The 16,918-nt window shown below is 70.0% G+C and carries 11 protein-coding genes and 1 pseudogene; 7 read left to right on the forward strand and 5 right to left on the reverse strand.

Annotation, left to right across the window (positions count from 1 at the left end):
* The first annotated feature begins 153 nt into the window (after positions 1–153).
* Positions 154–1,557 (forward strand): N-acetylmuramoyl-L-alanine amidase, encoded by a 1,404-nt coding sequence (locus ACFYML_RS19815; protein WP_387422014.1) that lies wholly within the window; start codon positions 154–156, stop codon positions 1,555–1,557.
* A 79-nt stretch (positions 1,558–1,636) separates the two neighbouring features.
* On the opposite strand, the pseudogene rho reads toward ACFYML_RS19815, so the two are convergent.
* Positions 1,637–2,776, reverse strand: a pseudogene (gene rho / locus ACFYML_RS19820) (transcription termination factor Rho); the annotation flags it as partial.
* A gap of 728 nt (positions 2,777–3,504) precedes the next feature.
* Positions 3,505–4,209, reverse strand: a complete 705-nt coding sequence (locus ACFYML_RS19825; RefSeq protein ID WP_357436257.1) for an SH3 domain-containing protein — start codon at positions 4,207–4,209, stop codon at positions 3,505–3,507.
* 109 nt (positions 4,210–4,318) lie between these two features.
* Here ACFYML_RS19825 and ACFYML_RS19830 point away from each other — a divergent pair, with 109 nt between their 5' ends.
* The 3 genes from ACFYML_RS19830 (at position 4,319) to ACFYML_RS19840 (ending at position 8,898) form a co-directional block, all read left to right on the forward strand.
* A complete protein-coding gene (locus ACFYML_RS19830) occupies positions 4,319–5,047 on the forward strand; it encodes an NBR1-Ig-like domain-containing protein (RefSeq protein WP_387422134.1) in 729 nt (242 codons plus the stop codon).
* Between the two features lie 379 nt (positions 5,048–5,426).
* Positions 5,427–6,812, forward strand: a complete 1,386-nt coding sequence (locus ACFYML_RS19835; RefSeq protein WP_387422015.1) for an FAD-dependent oxidoreductase — start codon at positions 5,427–5,429, stop codon at positions 6,810–6,812.
* A 103-nt stretch (positions 6,813–6,915) separates the two neighbouring features.
* Positions 6,916–8,898, forward strand: coding sequence for a potassium transporter Kup (locus ACFYML_RS19840; RefSeq protein ID WP_387422016.1), 1,983 nt, complete (start codon positions 6,916–6,918; stop codon positions 8,896–8,898).
* A gap of 96 nt (positions 8,899–8,994) precedes the next feature.
* On the opposite strand, the gene ACFYML_RS19845 is transcribed toward ACFYML_RS19840, so the two are convergent.
* Positions 8,995–10,083 carry a hypothetical protein gene (locus ACFYML_RS19845; RefSeq protein ID WP_387422017.1) on the reverse strand — a complete coding sequence of 363 codons (1,089 nt, stop codon included), beginning with the start codon at positions 10,081–10,083 and terminating at the stop codon, positions 8,995–8,997.
* A gap of 340 nt (positions 10,084–10,423) precedes the next feature.
* On the opposite strand from ACFYML_RS19845, the gene ACFYML_RS19850 reads away from it, so the two are divergent.
* The 3 genes from ACFYML_RS19850 (at position 10,424) to ACFYML_RS19860 (ending at position 15,348) form a co-directional block, all read left to right on the forward strand.
* A complete protein-coding gene (locus ACFYML_RS19850) occupies positions 10,424–10,762 on the forward strand; it encodes a hypothetical protein (RefSeq protein WP_241825544.1) in 339 nt (112 codons plus the stop codon).
* Entirely contained in the window at positions 10,759–12,399 is a 1,641-nt protein-coding gene (locus tag ACFYML_RS19855; protein ID WP_387422018.1) for an amidase, read from the forward strand. Before ACFYML_RS19850 ends, ACFYML_RS19855 begins: the two co-directional genes overlap by 4 nt.
* Positions 12,400–12,759: 360 nt before the next feature.
* A complete protein-coding gene (locus ACFYML_RS19860) occupies positions 12,760–15,348 on the forward strand; it encodes a M14 family zinc carboxypeptidase (RefSeq protein ID WP_387422019.1) in 2,589 nt (862 codons plus the stop codon).
* 69 nt (positions 15,349–15,417) lie between these two features.
* On the opposite strand, the gene ACFYML_RS19865 is transcribed toward ACFYML_RS19860, so the two are convergent.
* Complete coding sequence (locus ACFYML_RS19865; RefSeq protein ID WP_387422020.1) at positions 15,418–15,852, reverse strand: methyltransferase domain-containing protein; 435 nt, start codon at positions 15,850–15,852, stop codon at positions 15,418–15,420.
* Between the two features lie 105 nt (positions 15,853–15,957).
* Positions 15,958–16,830: an LLM class F420-dependent oxidoreductase gene (locus tag ACFYML_RS19870; protein ID WP_387422021.1), complete on the reverse strand. Its 873-nt coding sequence runs from the start codon at positions 16,828–16,830 to the stop codon at positions 15,958–15,960.
* Positions 16,831–16,918 lie beyond the last annotated feature (88 nt).

Here is a 16,918-nt window from a genome sequence, read left to right on the forward strand (position 1 = left end):
CCTCGTGTCGAGGTACAACCGGGCCTGCTGGAGGTTTTCGCCGGGGCGATCGACATGATCGCAAGAACTATACATCGACGACTGTCACAGTGTACGGTGCGGCCACCCGGCTTTCCCGGCCGGAAACGTCCGGTCATCCGGAAAGGAGCTACTGTGCGCCTTCGGTTCCCGCTGCGCCGACCGAATCGTCTGGTCGGCACCATGCTGATCCTGACCCTCGGGCTGTCCGCCCCGCCCGTCCTGGCCGCCGGGCCTGCCTTCGCCGCACCGGGCGGCGCCGCGGCCAGCCCGCTGAGCGCCGCCTTCGCCACCGCCGCCGCCCGCTACGACGTGCCACGGGACCTGCTCGTCGCGCTCGGCTACGCCGAGACCCGGCTGGACGGGCACGGTGGCACCCCGAGCGCGTCGGGTGGCTACGGCCCGATGCACCTGACCACCAACCCGTCCGTGCGCACCCTCGACGAAGCGGCCACGCTGACGGGACTCGAACGCGCGGCACTGCGCACCGACCCGGCCGCGAACATCACCGGCGCCGCCGCCGTGCTGCGGTCGTACGCCGACCGGGCCGGTCTGACCGCCGCCGACCGCAAGGACATCGGCCGGTGGTACGGCTCAGTCGCCCGGTACGGCGGCGCGACCGACCCGGCAGTCGCCCGGCTCTACGCGGACACCGTCTACGACCTGCTCGTCGCCGGATTCACGTCCAGCAGGGACGGCACGGTGACGGTCACCGGCCGGCGGGTCGTGCCGCAGCGGGGTGAACTGGCCCGGGTGCCGGCCCTCGGCACGGGCGGCGTCGGCACCATGAGCACCGACTACGGGCCCGCCGCCTGGGCGCCCGCCTACTCCGGCAACTACACCGTGGCGAACCGCCCCTCCGACTACCGGATCAACTACGTGGTCATCCACGTCACCCAGGGCTCCTACGCCGGGTCGATCAGCTGGTTCCAGAACCCGTCGGCCAAGGTGAGCGCGCACTACACGTTCCGGTCCTCCGACGGGGCGGTCACCCAGTCGGTCCGGGAGAAGGACATCGCCTGGCATGCCGGCAACTGGACCTACAACACCCAGTCCATCGGCATCGAGCACGAGGGTTACGTCGACGACGCCAGCTGGTTCACCGACGCCATGTACCGCGCCTCGGCGGCGCTGACCCGCAACCTGGCGAACAAGTACGGCATCCCGAAGGATCGGGCGCACATCATCGGCCACATCGAGGTGCCCGGGGCGACGCACACCGATCCCGGCCCGAACTGGAACTGGACGTACTACATGCAGCTGGTGAACGGCGTGACCGGCATCGGCACCGGCACGGTGAACACCGGCGGGGCCGGGACCCTCAACGTCCGCTCCGGGCCCGGGACCAGCTATGCCATCGTCGGCTCCGTCGCCAACGGCGCGAGTGTCAGCATCTACTGCCAGACCACCGGCACCACCGTGACCGGCACCTACGGCACGAGCAACATCTGGAACCGCATCGGCACCAACCGGTACATCGCCGACGCGTACGTGCTCACCGGGCACGACGGCTTCATCCCCAACGTGCCACGCTGCTAGACCGGCCTGCCCGTCCGTCGCCTCGGCAGCGAATCGCCGAGGCGACGGCCACGCCCGCCACCACTGCGGCAGCAGCACTCTAAGCACGAACGACGGTGCCCAGCCGGCCGAGGAAGGCCAGGTTGTCAGAGGTAGCGGCCAGTTGGTGAAGCAGTTGGTCGAGGGCCGGCTGGCGATCCAGTTGGGACAGCGCGGACCGCAGACCGCGCAGCAGGTGCCGCTCGCCGTCGCCCAGCAGCAACTCGTCGCGTCGGGTACCGGAGGCGCGGACGTCGACGGCCGGATACGTACGCCGGTCGGCGAGTGCCCGATCCAACCGCAGCTCGGCGTTGCCGGTGCTCTTGAACTCCTCGTAGATGAGCGTGTCGGCGGCGGAGCCGGTCTCCACCAGCGCGGACGCGAAGATGGTCAGCGAACCGCCTTCTTCGGCCTTGCGGGCAGCGGCGAGCAGCCTTTTCGGCGGGTTGAGCGCGGCGACGTCGACGCCACCCGAGAGCGTACGGCCGGCCGAGCGCACGGAGAGGTTGTAGGCGCGGCCCAGCCGGGTCAGTGAGTCGAGCAGCACGACCACGTCGTGCCCCAGCTCGACCAGGCGCTTCGCCCGCTCGATCGCCAGCTCCGCCACCGTGGTGTGATCCTGCGGCGGACGGTCGAACGTGGCCGCGATGACCTCGCCCTTCACCGACCGCTGCATGTCGGTGACCTCTTCCGGCCGCTCGTCGACCAGCACCACCATCAGGTGGCACTCCGGGTTGTTGCGGGTGATCGCGTTCGCGATCGCCTGCAGCACCATCGTCTTACCGGCCTTCGGCGGCGAGACGATCAACGCCCGCTGACCCTTGCCGATCGGCATCACCAGGTCGATCACCCGGGTGGTCAGGATGTGCGGCTCGGTCTCCAGCCGCAGCCGCTCCTGCGGGTACAGCGGAGTGAGCTTGTAGAACTCCGGCCGGCGCTTCGCCTCATCCGGCTCCATCCCGTTGATGGTGTCCAGCCGGACCAACGGGGCATGTCGGCCCCGGTGCGGTCCGGCGGCGGCTGCGCCGGTGATCAGGTCGCCGCGACGTAGGCCGTAGCGGCGCAGTTGGGCGGCGGTGACGTACGCGTCGGCAGCGGAGGGCAGGTAGCCGTCGACCCGGAGCAGGGCGTGGTCGTCGAGGGTGTCGAGGATGCCGCTGACCGGGACCGGTGAGGTTGACACGGTGTTCATTGGGCGCCTTTCGGTGTGGTGGGGTCCGGTCGCCTGCCGGAGACTGGCGGCGACGGGCTGGAACGGCGGGTTCCGGGCGTGCCGGTGCCAAGGACCGGCGCGACGGTCCCGGCGGGCGGTGAGGGTGAGCAGCCGGGAGCGGAAATGGATGCCGTGCGAGCGGGGAGCGCACCGGCGGACGCTGGCGCGAGCGGAGGTCCGGCCACACCTGGTGGCCACCTCGCCGGCCCGCGACCAGCCGCCTGGTCCGCGAGATGCGGGCGCGTTCGACTACCCGCCTGCTTCGCCACTAGCGGGCTTCATGCGAAGCGACGAATCGCTGAGGGCTCCCGGATCGGCTGCGGCTCAGGAGTTCGGGCCGAGGCGCCCGCAGTGCGGCGGGCGGTGCGCCAGCGGGAAAGTGTGCGGATCGGGCTCCGGGTGGCGCTGCGCGCCGGCATCCGCGCCCGTCGGAAGGCTAACCCAGGGCCGCCGGGGTGGGCAAGCGGGTTGCCCAGGCGAACGCTCCCTGCAGTGCGGGACGCGCCGACGGGGACAGGAGCTCCGTTGACCGGGCGCGGCGTCCGCGCTGGGGCGTGCCGCACCCGTCCGTCGCTGGTCGAGCGCGGGTCGGCTACCGGCCCGGCGCCGCTGCCTCGAGGCGTCGGCGAGGGAGCACAGGCCGCCGTTCGCCCCCAGGGATGCGGTGCGACGGCGACGGGACGGGCGGCGGATCGGCCCGCCGCCCGTCCATCGGGTCAGAAGTTCGGCCAGCTCCAGCCGAGGTAGTTGGCGTAGTAGGGCAGCCGGGCGGAGCCGATCCGCCCGTTCACGCTGGTCGCCACGAAGCTGCCGTCACCGCGGGAGATGCCGACGTGCCCGTACGGGGCGCTGATGTTCCAGAAGACCAGGGCGCCGCGGGGCGCGTTCAGGTCGCCCCGGTGGGCGGTGCCGCGAGCCACGGCGTCGTTCCAGTCCGCCATTGCGGAGGCGTAGATGCCGGTCCGGCCGTACGCGTTCTCGGCTGCCATCTCGCAGTAGCCCTCGTACGCGGTCGACCCGAACCGGGCTTCGTACCAGGCGACCGCGTTGTCAGCCCGACTGCTGGTGCAACTCGGCGCGACCTGGCCGTTGCTGCCGGTGTAGACGAAGCCGTCGGAGACGTACCCGCCGTTGTCCAGCCGGTCCCAGATGTTCGTGGCGCCCCAGTTGCCGTTGATCCACTCGCCGGTCGTCTGGCAGGTGATGTTGACCGTGGCGCCGTTGGCCACGCTGCCGACGACCGAGTAGCCGGTGCCCGGACCGGAGCGGACGTAGAGGCCACCGGATGCCTGGACGGTGCCGGTGGCGGCGAGCGCCGGCGCCGCCAGGCCAAGCGTGGTGGCGGTGGTGACGACCAGTGCCAGGACGGTGCGGGCGAGCCAACGGGTGGTACGTCTTCTCGGCCTCTCCAGCAGTGTCATGCCCTTCCCCCAGATCCATTGATTCCTATATAACGGGCCTGTCTGCCGAGGATCGGGGACGGGTCGCCGGTTGGCGAGGTAGGCAACGGTCGGGGAGGGCGTGACGCACATGCGGGCGGCGCAGGCGCGTGAGGTGATCGGGGCGCGGATGCGGGAGCTGCGTGAGTCGGCGGAGACGTCCCTGACCCGGGCTGCGGACCTGTCCGGGTGGGGAAAGGGACACCTGTCCCGGGTGGAGCGAGGGTTGACCAAGCCCAGCCGCGGCCTGGTGGAGTGGTACGACGCGACGTTCGGGGCGGGGCAGGCTCTGCTCGGCCAGTTCCTGGACCTGGAGGCGGCGGTCCGGGTCGGCCGGGAGACGTCGCTGCGGGACGCCCGGCTACGCCACTTGGGCGGCGTCGCCTGCTTTCCGGCGGTGGCCGGGGGCAGTGTGCCGGTCGACCACGATCCGGCCGACTGCTGCCTGCTCATGGCCGAGGATCCACCGGACGGCACGGTGGTGTCGGTCGGCCAGGCGTTCGACAAGACCTGGACGGTGCGCAACGTCGGCCCGGTGCCCTGGCGCGGGCGGTGGCTGACCCGGCAGGGCGCACCGGGGGTGGCCGGCTGGCTCCAGTCGCCGATCCGGGTGCGACTCGGCGAGGTGGATCCTGGCGCCGAGGCGGTGATCCGGGTTCGGCTGCGCGCACCGCACGTCGAGGCTGCCTGCACGGCATACTTCAAGATCACCGACGCGACGGGGCGGCTCTACTATCCCGGTTCCCAGTCGCTGCCGCTGCACTGCACCATCTACGCCGTGCAGCCGGACTCGCGTCGCGACAGCCGATGGTCACCCTGACGACGGTGCTCGACGGCCGGTTCGGAAGGCCCTGCCAATTTGACGGGGTGCTGACCGTTCGTCGCCGGGGGCAGTTGCCTTTACGCCTTTCGCGGTGCCTGATCGGCCGGGTCGCCGCGTCCTCCTTTCGGTGAGCTGATAGCCGGCAACTACTGACCGGTTGACGACTGAGATGTCGGTCACCACGCCCGCCGCGAGGTCCATCGTTGCGGCCTGAGCAGCGATTTTGTCCGCCGGAAATCGATCGGTCGACAGATCGGAAAGGGTGGAGCCGCTGACGGGAAATTCACTGTCAGCTAGCCGTCCGTCAATTCGCTTTCCCTGCGGCGACGCCGTGCCGCTGACTGTAGACATCCATTTGATTGAAACGGAGTCAACCGTGTCCACCACCAATGAGACCGGGCGGGCGGTCGTCCTCGGCGGCAGCATCGGCGGCCTGCTCGCGGCGCGGGTGCTGAGCGAGTCGTACGCGAAGGTGACCGTCTTCGACCGGGACGAGTTGCCGGCGGAGGCCGCCGACCGCAAGGGTGTGCCGCAGAGCGGGCATTCGCACGGCCTGCTCGCCCGGGGCCGGCAGATCCTGGAGGAGCTCTTCCCCGGTCTGACCGGCGACCTGACCGCCCAGGGGGCCGCCGCCATCGACATCCAACGGGACTGCCTCTGGGTCAACGACGGCCACCGGATCCCCCGGGTCGCCTCCGGGCTGCAGGGACTCTGCGTCAGCCGGCGCGCCCTGGAGGCGTACGTCCGGGAGCGGGTCCGTGCCCTGCCCAACGTGGAGATCCGGGACAGGTGCGAGGCGTTGGGGCTGCTCGTCGACGCCGACGGCGGCAGCGTCACCGGCGCCCGGATCCTGCCTCGAGGTGGGCCGGAGGAGCGCCACGCCGCCGACCTGGTCGTGGACGCGACCGGCCGCGGCAACCGCGGCCCCACCTGGCTCGCCGAACTCGGCTACCAGCCGCCCGTCGACGACCGGGTGGACCCCCACACGGTGTACGTCTCCCGCGACTACCGCCGCACCCCGGGCGAGGCCAACTTCGCCGCCTTCGTCAGCAGCCCGTCGCCGGCCGTCCCGTACGGCGGGGTGGCCATCTCGGCCGAGGGCGACCGGTGGATGGTCACGCTGTTCGGCGTCGGCCCGGACCAGGCCCCGCCGATCGACCCCGAGGGTTACCTCGCCTTCGCCGGGCGGCTGCCCGCCCCGGAGCTGCACGCGTTGCTGAGCCGGGCGGAGCCGCTCGGCCCGCCGAAGCGGATGCGGCTGCCCACCAGTGTGCGCCGCCGCTACGAGCGCCTCGCCCGCCTGCCGGAGGGCTTCATCGCGTTCGCCGACGCGATCTGCAGCTTCAACCCGGCGTACGGGCAGGGCATGACGGTGGCCGCGGCGGAGGCGATGGTGCTGCGCGACTGTCTCCGGCAGGGCCGGCGGGAACTGGCCCGCCGTTTCTTCGCCGGAGCGGCGAAGGTGGTGGACGTGCCGTGGGACATGGCAGTCGGTGCCGACCTGCGCTACCCGGCGGTCGTCGGACCGCGCAGCCGCCGGACCCGCTTCCTCAACGGGTACGTCACCCGGCTGCATGCCGCCGCCGCGCGGCACCCGGTGGTCGGTCGGCGCTTCCTGAGCGTGGCCAACCTGATGACGCCGCCGCCGGGGCTCTTCGGGCCGGGCATCGTCGCCCGGGTGCTGTGGTCCGGCCGGCGCACCACGCCTCAGGTGGTCCACCGCGAACCGGCGGCGCAGGTCGAGGAGTTGGTCGCCGGGTGACCTGGCGTCCATCCCACCGAGTTCGGCGGGCGAAAGAAAATCACGTCCGTGCAGTTCCGGTTTCCCTGGTAGATGGCGGCGTGCGGGTTGGTATGCCTGTGGGGTGTCGGAGCAAGCGAACAACGAGCAGCCTGCGGTAGGCGGCACCGAGCCGACGGAAGACGGTGGAACGGCGTCCCAGACATCGCTGGCGGGCCCGGCGGCGGGAAAAGCGGCGGGGGCGACGTTGCTGCTCGGCGCGTTGGGTGTGGTGTACGGCGACATCGGCACCAGCCCGCTGTACGCGCTGAAGACCGTCTTCACGCTCGACCGGGGCCTGGACCCGGGCTCCCGCGACGTGTTCGGCGTGATCTCGCTGGTCTTCTGGTCGATCACCCTGATCGTGTCGATCAAGTATGTGATCTTCATTCTGCGAGCCGACAACCACGGCGAGGGCGGGGTGATGGCCCTGGCCGCCCTCGCCCGGCAGGCGCTGCGCAACGCCGGCGGAAGGCGCGCCGCCGGCGTGCTGGCGCTCGGGGCGCTCGGCGCCGCCCTGTTCTACGGCGACAGCGTGATCACTCCGGCGATCTCCGTGCTGTCGGCAGTGGAGGGGTTGGAGGTCACGTCCCCGCAGTTGGCGGTGGTCGTACTGCCGGTGTCGGCGGCGATCCTCACCGTGCTGTTCGCCGGGCAGCGGTGGGGCACCGGACGGGTCGGGAACATCTTCGGGCCGATCATGCTGCTCTGGTTCGCCTGCCTGGGCGTGGCCGGCGCGGCCGAGGTGTTCCGCCGCCCGAGCATCCTGGGCGGGCTGTCGCCGACGTATGCCGTTCTGTTCGTCGTCGACCACCCGATCATCGCGTTCGTCGCGATGGGCGCGGTGGTGCTGGCGATCACCGGCGCCGAGGCGCTCTACGCCGACATGGGCCACTTCGGGCGCGCCCCGATCCGCCGGGCCTGGTTCGCCATCGTGTTTCCCGCGTTGACCCTCAACTATCTGGGTCAGGGCGCACTGATCCTACGCGCACCGGACAGCCGGGCCAATCCGTTCTTCCTCCTGATGCCGGAATGGGCGCGGCTGCCGATGGTCGTCCTGGCCACCGTGGCCACCGTGATCGCGTCCCAGGCGGTGATCTCCGGGGCCTTCTCGGTGTCCCGGGAGGCCATGCGGCTGGGGTTCCTGCCGCACCTGCGCATCCGGCAGACGTCCCAGCGCGAGTACGGGCAGATCTACCTGCCCGGAGTGAACTGGAGCCTGTTCGCGGCGGTCCTGGTGGTGGTCTTCGCGTTCGGCTCCTCGACGAAACTCGCCGCGGCCTACGGGGTGGCGGTCACCGGCACCTTCCTGATCACCACGACCCTGGTCCTGGTCGTCGCGCGAGCGCTGTGGCGCTGGTCCGCTCGGCGGGTGGTGCTGTTCGGGGTCGTCTTCGGCAGCATCGAGCTGATCTTCTTCACCGCGAACCTGGCCAAGGTCAGCCACGGTGGCTGGCTGACGCTGCTCATCGCGGTAGCCCTGTTCACGATCCTGATGACCTGGCGGCGCGGAGCCGCGCTGGTCACCCCGCGACGGACCGAACGGGAAGGACCACTGCCGGACTTCATCGACACCCTGCACGCCGCGGACATCCCGCGGGTGCCGGGCACCGCGGTCTTCCCCCACCCGAACAAGGACACCACCCCGCTGGCACTGCGCGCGAACGTCGCGCACAACCATGTCCGGCACGAGCGAATCGTGCTCATTACCGGCCGTACCGCGAACGTCCCGCACATTCCCTGGGATCAGCGGTTGACCCTCGATGACCTCGGCGACCCGAACGACGGCATCATCCACATCACCGCCGTGTTCGGCTTCCAGGATCCCACCGACTTCCCCGAGGTCCTGCGCCGCGCCGCCACCCACCCCCTCGCCAGCGGGATAGACCTCGACGAGGTCTCCTACTTCGTCTCGAGGATCACCTTGCGGTGCACCCCACATCCCGGGCTGGCCACCTGGCGGAAACGCCTGTTCATCGGCCTCGCCCACAACGCCGCCAGCCAGGCCGAGTTCCTCCACCTCCCCGAGGAGAAGACCATCGTCCTCAGCGCCGAAATCCCCGTTTGAGCCCTGTGTCGATCAGGCGCGCGGGCGCCAGGATCCGCGCGACCTGGATGACGGATGGCGCCGGGTCCGAGCCGGACCCGGCGCCATCCGGTCGCACTAGCTGGAGATGTTCCGGACCGTGTTGTACAGGTCGGCCACCTGGTTGCCGTAGTACGGCGAGAACATGTACTGCGGCAGGGTGTTGTACTTGAAGTCGTTGTGTCCGTTGAGGTAACCCCAGTTGCCGTCGAACGACATCAGCCAGCCCCCGCCGGATGAACCACCCGTCATGTAGTTGAGCATGTAGATGGTGCCGCCGCCCCCGTCGTAGGTCGGGCCGTTCTCCGCGGTGAGCACCTCACCGTTGAACGGGGACGCGGCCGGATAGCCGAAGGCGTAGTCGTACTGGCCGATCGGGTAGTTCCAGGCGATTCCCTGTCCGCCGAGGTAGTCGGTGATCCGCCAGCCGTTGCTGCGGGCCATCACCGCCGACCCGACGTCGTTGGCGAAGTCACCGTTGTTGTTGAACCAGGCCGTGGTCGTCCACAACTGGGTGGCGTACCAGTAGCCGTAGGGGGCCGATCCGTTGTTGTAGTTCGGGACGAAGGTCCAGTTGGTCGCCCACGCCCGGTTGCCGGTGAGGCAGTGACCCGCGGTCCACACCTCGGACTTGCCCTCGGTGTTCACGATGGTCGCCGAGCAGACGTAGTTGCCGCCGTTGAGGGTGAAGTAGACCTTGCCGGAGGTGCGGGCCACCGGGTGACCGACCGGGTAGTTGGGGTAGTAGGCCTGCGTCGACATGCCGGGCGAGGTGGCGGTGGATCCGCTGGCCTTCGGTTCGACGGCGGGCGCGGCCGGGGCCACGCTGCCGGACGGCCCCTGCGGGCGGGTGGTGCTGGTCGCCCGGTTCCCGGCGCTGTCGCGCGCGGCGAGCGCCGCCTTCACCGCGGGAATCTCGGTGTCCGGCTTGGCCGCCTTCATTCGGGTCGGGGTCCAGTACGCTGCCAGGGCCCGCTGCCGGGCGTCGGGGCCGTTGCCCGTGGCGGTACGGGCCACCTCCGGGCTGAGCTGTGCGTAGCTTCCGATGACGGCGCTGTTCGACGTGCTGAGGGTGGCCGGGGCGGCGCCCGCGGTCCCCGCCGTGACCAGCGTCGCCGCGGTCGCCAGCGCGAGAGCTGCCAGGCCGCGGAGCAGTCTTGTGGACATGTTCCCTACCTTTCGGATAGCGGGTCGGGAGCCCCAAAATACTGCCGCTGAAGCATTGACAGTCATCACTTGAATATCAAGTAGGCAGATGAAGGAAAATGTAACGAAAGTAGCGACGTCCTACTTATGGCATTGACTTGCCTAGATGTGCGGGGCGTGGTGCCGCGTTCGCCGAAACTCGTGGGAGAGCCGCGGCCGGGGGCCCGGGCAACTCGTCACCCCCAGGCTCGTCACCGTGGCGGCCTTCGTCCACCTCGGACGGGCAGACTCAAGAGTCCCTCAATTTCCATGCCTGAGGTGCCTCCAGGCAGTGTGGCCAGCCTAGGTTCGGCTCACTTCGATGGAACACGGCGACGTGCATCACCAGAGGAGCACCATGGCCCCTACTCCGCCCACCGATGCTGAGCTGAACACCCTGATCCGAGCTCGGCTGGCCACGCTCGGTATCGATCTTGATCAACTTCCGCCAGGAAGCGCCGCCGACCCGGAGACCGGCTCGCCGGGCCGGGATTCGGTGCTCGCCTCGCTGCGCTCGTTTCTGCGCGGCACCGTGGCGGCGCTGGCCGCGTACCAGTTGCCCGCCCCCGACGCCACGGATCCCGAGGTCGGGAGGGCGCTGTCGCAGCAACATGTGCCGATTCTGTACCCCTCGAACAGCACAGAATGGCGGAAGGCATGACTGCCGAACCACTCGACCGTTCGATCGACCGCCGGGTGTTCCTGGCGCGCGCCGCCGCGCTGGCCATCGCCTCCGCGGCAGGTGCCACCGTCGCCTCGCCGTCGTTGGCGCTGGCGGCCGGCCCGCTGTCCGTGGACCCCGGCGCGGGGACCAGGAACCGGGCCCTGGACCAGCCCAACGCCTACACCCAGCCCCGGCCGGAGGCGGTCGCCGATCCGACCGAGCTGACCATCGCCGAGGCGGCCTGGCTCATCCGCGCCAACAAGCTGACCCCCGAACAGCTGCTCGAGGCGTATCTGGCGCGCATCTCCAGGTACGACGGCACCTACCAGGCGTTCAACCTGGTGCTCGCCGAAGCGGCCACCGCGGCGGCACGCGCTGCCGTTCGCGCGCCACGACTCGGCGCGCTCCATGGCATTCCCCTGGCCATCAAGGACAACTACTACACCGAAGGTGTCCTGACCACCGCGAACTCCTTCCTGTTCAAGGACTTCGTGCCGCCGTACGACGCGACCGCGGTGGCCCGGCTCAAGGCGGGCGGCGCGATCGTTCTCGGTAAGACGCAGATGGGTCCGCTGGCCACCACCCGTGCCACCACGCCCGCCGGCGTGATCACCACGGTGAACGCCTGGACGCCGACCAACCGCAACACCGACCCCGGCGGATCGTCCACCGGCACCGCCACCGCGGTGGCCGGCCGGATGGCCACCTCCGGCATCGGCACCCAGACCGGTGGCTCGATCACCGCACCCTCCAACGCCCAGAACCTGACCGGACTCAAGCCGACCATGGGCCGCGTCTCGGCGACCGGCGTCATTCCGCTCAGCTACACCCGGGACCATCCGGGCCCGCTGGCGCGCGATGCCAAGGACGCCGCCATCATGCTGACCGCGATGGCGGGCGAGGACCCGGCGGACCCGCGCAGCCAGGGACTGCCCGACGTGCCCGACCTCATCGACGCGGCCACCCCGGTCTACCAGAGGAACCGGGTCAGGTTGCGGTGGAACACCAGGATCGGAGTGCTGCCCGGCTTCACCAACGGCACCTCGGCCACCGCGGCGGCCCGCCAGGCGTACCTGGCCCAGCTCGCCGAGATACCCGGGGCGACGCTGGTGGACGTGTCGCTGCCGGACGGGTGGAGCCAACTGACCGGCAGCACCTTCAACAACATTCGGCTGCCGGAGCGCAGCGAGCCGTTCATGCCGTACCTGCGGACAGACCTGCGCGGATTCGGCGTGTCGGTGACCAGTTGGCTGCAGGGAGCGTTGCTGGGTGGCAACGAGTTCCTCACCGGCCAGCGAGCCAAGCTGCTGCTGATGGAACGGGTGCTCAACGACCTGTTCGACGTGTGCGACGTGGTGGTGCAGACCGACCCGGTGCCCTTCGACATCCTGGGTCTGCCGGAGATCGCCTTCCCGATCGGGTTCACCGCCGCGGGCGTACCTATCGGCACCATCCTCGGTGGACTGCCGTACGCCGAGGACCGGCTGTTGTCGGTGGTGGCCGCCTACCAGGCGACCACGGACTGGCATCTGCGGCGGCCCGCCGACCCGCCCGCGGCGGCCAGGATGCGCCCTGAAGCTCCTGCGGAGGCGCTTCGGCTGACGGCTGAACAGGTCGCCGAGCTCACCCAGTAGCCCAGACGGAGGGCGGGAAAGCGTTCCCGCCCTCCTTCATTTTCGACGGGTCGCGGGGCGAATATGTGTGCGGTCGTTGCGGAAACCTCGACCGCAATTCTGCCGTGCCATTGAAACGTCCGCCCTCGTTCAATCCCTCACCTGTCGGCGAGCCGGACCGCGGACGCGACGCCAATCAGCCCGGACCAGGCTGTCCGGGGCCGGGTTCGGTAACATCAGCAAGGCTCAAGATTTGCTCAATTGCCGCCGACAGCGTTCCTGAAATTGATCGAAGCCTGTTGAATCGATCTCATCCGATCTGGCGCGGCCGCCCCTGTCGGTCCCTTTTCCGTCGTGCAATGTGCTGTGAAGGGGTGTCAGGTGAAACGAAGACTGTCTCGGACCGCGGTGCCACTCGCCTGCGTACTGACGTTGATCGGTACGCCGGTGCTGACGTCGGGAACCGTCGCCACCGCGGGAGACCGGGTGCCGAAGCCGGAGTCCGTGATCGGCTGGGTGCCCTGTGCGGACTACAAGCTGGCCACGTACGAGCAGATCGCCGACTACTACCGTGCGCTGGACAAGGCCAGCGACCGGATGAAGCTGGTCGAGATCGGCAAGACCAGCGAGGGCCGGCCGCAACTGATGGCCATCGTCTCCTCCGAGAAGAACCTCAAGGACAAGGACCTCGAGCGCTACCGGAAGACCTCGGTACAGCTGTCCCAGGGGGATGCGCTCCCCGCGCCGGAGGCGCGTGACCTGGCGAAGAACGGCAAGGCCATCGCCTGGGTCGACTTCGGCATCCACTCCACCGAGGTGGCCGGTCACCAGACCGCCCCGCAGTTCGCCTACGACCTGGTGACCAGCGAGACGCCCGAGGCGCGCGCGATCCGCGACAACGTCATCACCCTGCTGGTGCCGAACGTCAACCCGGACGGTGGGACCAAGGTCGCCGAGTGGTACCGCCAGAACCTCGGCGGTCCCTACCAGGACGCCGGCTATCCGGAGCTCTACCAGAAGTACGCCGGGCACGACAACAACCGTGACTGGTACATGTTCAACCTGCAGGAGACCCAGAACGTCGGGCGTCAACTGTTCCACGAGTGGATCCCGCAGGTCATGCACAACGTGCACCAGACGGCGGTCTTCCCGGCGCGGATCAGCATCCCGCCGTACGAGGACCCGCTGAACCCGAACATCCACCCCCAGGTGGTCCGCGGCGTCAACCTCGTCGGCGACGCGATGGGGCAACGGCTGGAACGGGAGGACAAGGGCGGCGCGCTGGCGCGCCAGTCGTACGACATCTGGTGGAACGGCGGCGCGCGGACCGCGCCGTATTACCACAACCAGATCGGCATCCTGACCGAGACGGCGCACGCCTCGGCGACGCCCCGGGTGTACGACCCCGCGACGTTCCCGAAGACCTTCGCGGACGGCACCTCGACCAGCGAGCCGTCGGTGTTCTACCCCAGCCCATGGAAGGGCGGTGAGTGGCACCTCTCGCAGAGCTGCGACTACATCAAGACGGCCTCGTGGGCGATGCTGCGCGTGGCCAGCGACGACCGGGAGTCCCTGCTCTACGGGGCGTCGCAGATGGCCCGCGACGGCGCGCGTGACGGCGCCCGCACGACCTACGTGATCCCGGCCGACCAGGCCGACTTCCCGACCGCCACGAAGCTGGTGGACAAGCTGCGGTGGAACAACATCCGGGTCGAGCAGGCGGTGAGCTCGTTCACCGTGGGCAACCGCACCTACCCGGCCGGCAGCTACCTCGTCCGGGAGGCCCAGCCCTACCGGGCGGCGGTCCTGGACCTGCTCAACGCGCAGAAGTACCCGGACCGTCGGCTCTACCCCGGCGGCCCGCTGGAGCCGCCGTACGACATCACCGGTTACACCCTGTCGTTCCAGATGGGCGTCACCGTCGACAAGCTCGACCAGCCGGTCCCGGCCACCACCCGCCAGGTCGACTGGCCGGCCGTGCCGGCCGGGGTGGTGGCGGGCGCACCGAAGTACGCGTACGCCCTCGACCCCCGCGTCAACGACAGCTCGGCCGCGGTGAACTCGCTGCTCGCGGCGGGGGAGAAGGTCTCCCGCAGCGGCGGCGAGGTGACCACCCGAACCGGCACCCTGCCGGCCGGGACCTTCCTGGTCACGCCCGCGGCAGGCACGGACGAGCGAGTGACGTCGCTCGCCACCCGGCTCGGGCTCAGCATCGCGGCGGTGGACGTGAAACCGGCGAAGGTGACCACTCTCGCCGCACCCCGGATCGGCCTGTACGACGGGTTCAACAACTACGACGAGGGTTGGACCCGGCTGATCCTCGACCAGTTCGGCTTCCGCTACGAGAAGCTGACGAACGCGGCGGTTCGGGCTGGCGACCTGCGGGCGAAGTTCGACACGATCGTGCTGCCCGACGCCACGTACAACTCGATGCGCAACGGCCGGGCGGCGGGATCGCTGCCGCCGGAGTACACCGGCGGGATGACCGACGCGGGCGTGGCCAAGCTCAAGGCGTTCGTCGAGGCGGGCGGCACGCTGGTGACCCTGAACAAGGCGGCCCAGCTGCCGATCAAGGCGTTCGGGGTGCCGGTCAAGGACGTCACCGAAGGGGTGGCCGACACCCGGTACAACATCCCGGGATCGGTGCTGAATCTCAACGTCGACTCGACCGACCCGGTCGGCGCCGGGTTCGCCTCGACCGCGTCGGCGTTCGTCGCCAACGGTCCCGCGTTCGAGGTCGAGCAGGGAGCCAAGGACGTCACGGTGGCGGCCAGTTGGCCGAAGACGAACCTGCTGAAGAGCGGTTTCCTCCTCGGTGACGACGTCATCGGCGGGAAGGGGGCCGTGGTCACGGCCAAGGTGGGCGACGGGCAGGTCGTGATGATCGGCTTCAAGCCGCAGCACCGGGCCCAGTCGCACGGCACCTACCGCCTGCTGTTCAACGCGATGTACCTCGGGGGCCAGGGCTGACCTGACCTCGATCCTGGTGGCCGGGCGCGCTGACGCGCCCGGCCACCACGGGACCGCCGGCAGAAGCTCTCACGACCGCGGGATGGGTAGCTCGCGAAGCGGGTCGCCACCGTCGACGAAGAGGCGGGCGTCGGCCCTGGTCGCCACGGCGAGCCGCGGCAACACCCGCTGACCCGCCTGGGGATGCCGCCCGTCGAGGGCGCCGACGCGGACGGCGAACACGATGTCGAACGGTTCTTCGCCGTCCTGCAGGACGAAATCCTCGGCCGCGACCTGGCGGACACTCATGCGGCCGGACGCGATCTCGGGCGCCGCACCGGCCTCCGCCTGTGCGACGGCGCGGGCGGATCGGTCGATGGCCAGGATGTGGCCGGTGGTGAGCCGGACCGCCACGGCTCGTGCGGCGGCCCCGGGCCCGCATCCGATCTCCAGGACGCGGGAGTGCGGCTGGAGGGGAAGGGCGTTCACGATCGCGGCGAGACGGGGCGACAGCGGTGCCGGCACCTCCGGAAGGATACTTGACGATCGGCTCCGACGTCGGGCCCGTGCGAGGGGATGGGCCGCCACGGGTCGTCAGCGTGGGTTCGCCGCTTATCGCCGCGGGGTAGCTCACGGAAGTTCGGCCAGCAGCGTCGCGACCTGCTGCTCGGCCAACTGCTGCGCGAACTCGACCGGGTGGCGGTCGGGCATTGTCTGCACCTCCGTCACGCCGAGCGCGGCGTACTCGGCCACCTCGGCCACGAACGCGTCGACGTCGGCCAGGGGCGGCCGCATGACCAGCACCGTCTTCTCGATGCTGTCGTAATCCCGGCCCTCGGCGGCGCAGTGTTGCCGCAGGACGTCCAGCTTGTGCGCGACCTGGGCGGCGCTCTCGCCGAACAGGTTGCAGGCGTCGGCGTAGCGGGCCACGAGCCGCAGGGTCTTCTTCTCGCCGCCCCCACCGATCATGATCGGGGGGTGGGGCCGGCTGATCGGCCCCGGCACGCACAGCGTCTCGGCCAGTTGGTAGTGCTTGCCGTCGAACGGGCCGTTGTCGGCGCTCCACATCTGCCGGCAGATCTGCAACGTCTCCTCGAGCCGTTCGAAGCGCTCGCCGACCGGGACGACCGGTACGCCGAGGCCGCGCTGCTCGCGTTCGTACCACGACGCGCCGATGCCGAGCTGGGCGCGCCCGCCGGAGAGCACGTCCAGAGTGGTGACAATCTTGGCGAGCAGGCCCGGGTGGCGGTACATCACCCCGGTGACGAGGACGCCGAGTGTCATCCGTTCCGTCTTCGCGGCCACGTAGCCCAGGGTTGTGTAGGCCTCGAGCATCGGCTCGTCGGCCGACGTCGTGAACTCCATCTGGAAGTAGTGGTCCATGACCGTGAATGTGGAGACGCCGGCCTGCTCCGCGATCCTTGCGGTCTCCGCCAGGGCCGGGGCGATCTCCGCCGGGTCGGCGGGCGTGGAGAAGTTCCAGTAGTGCAGGCCAAGCCTCATGCCTCATCCTCCAGTTCCTGGCGGCTCCTCCCATCATGCCGGGCGGGCGGCCGGTCCTCCGCTCATCCCGCGGACGGAAGGGAACGTT

This window comes from Micromonospora sp. NPDC007230, from assembly GCF_042869115.1.
Classification (GTDB): Bacteria; Actinomycetota; Actinomycetes; order Mycobacteriales; family Micromonosporaceae; genus Micromonospora.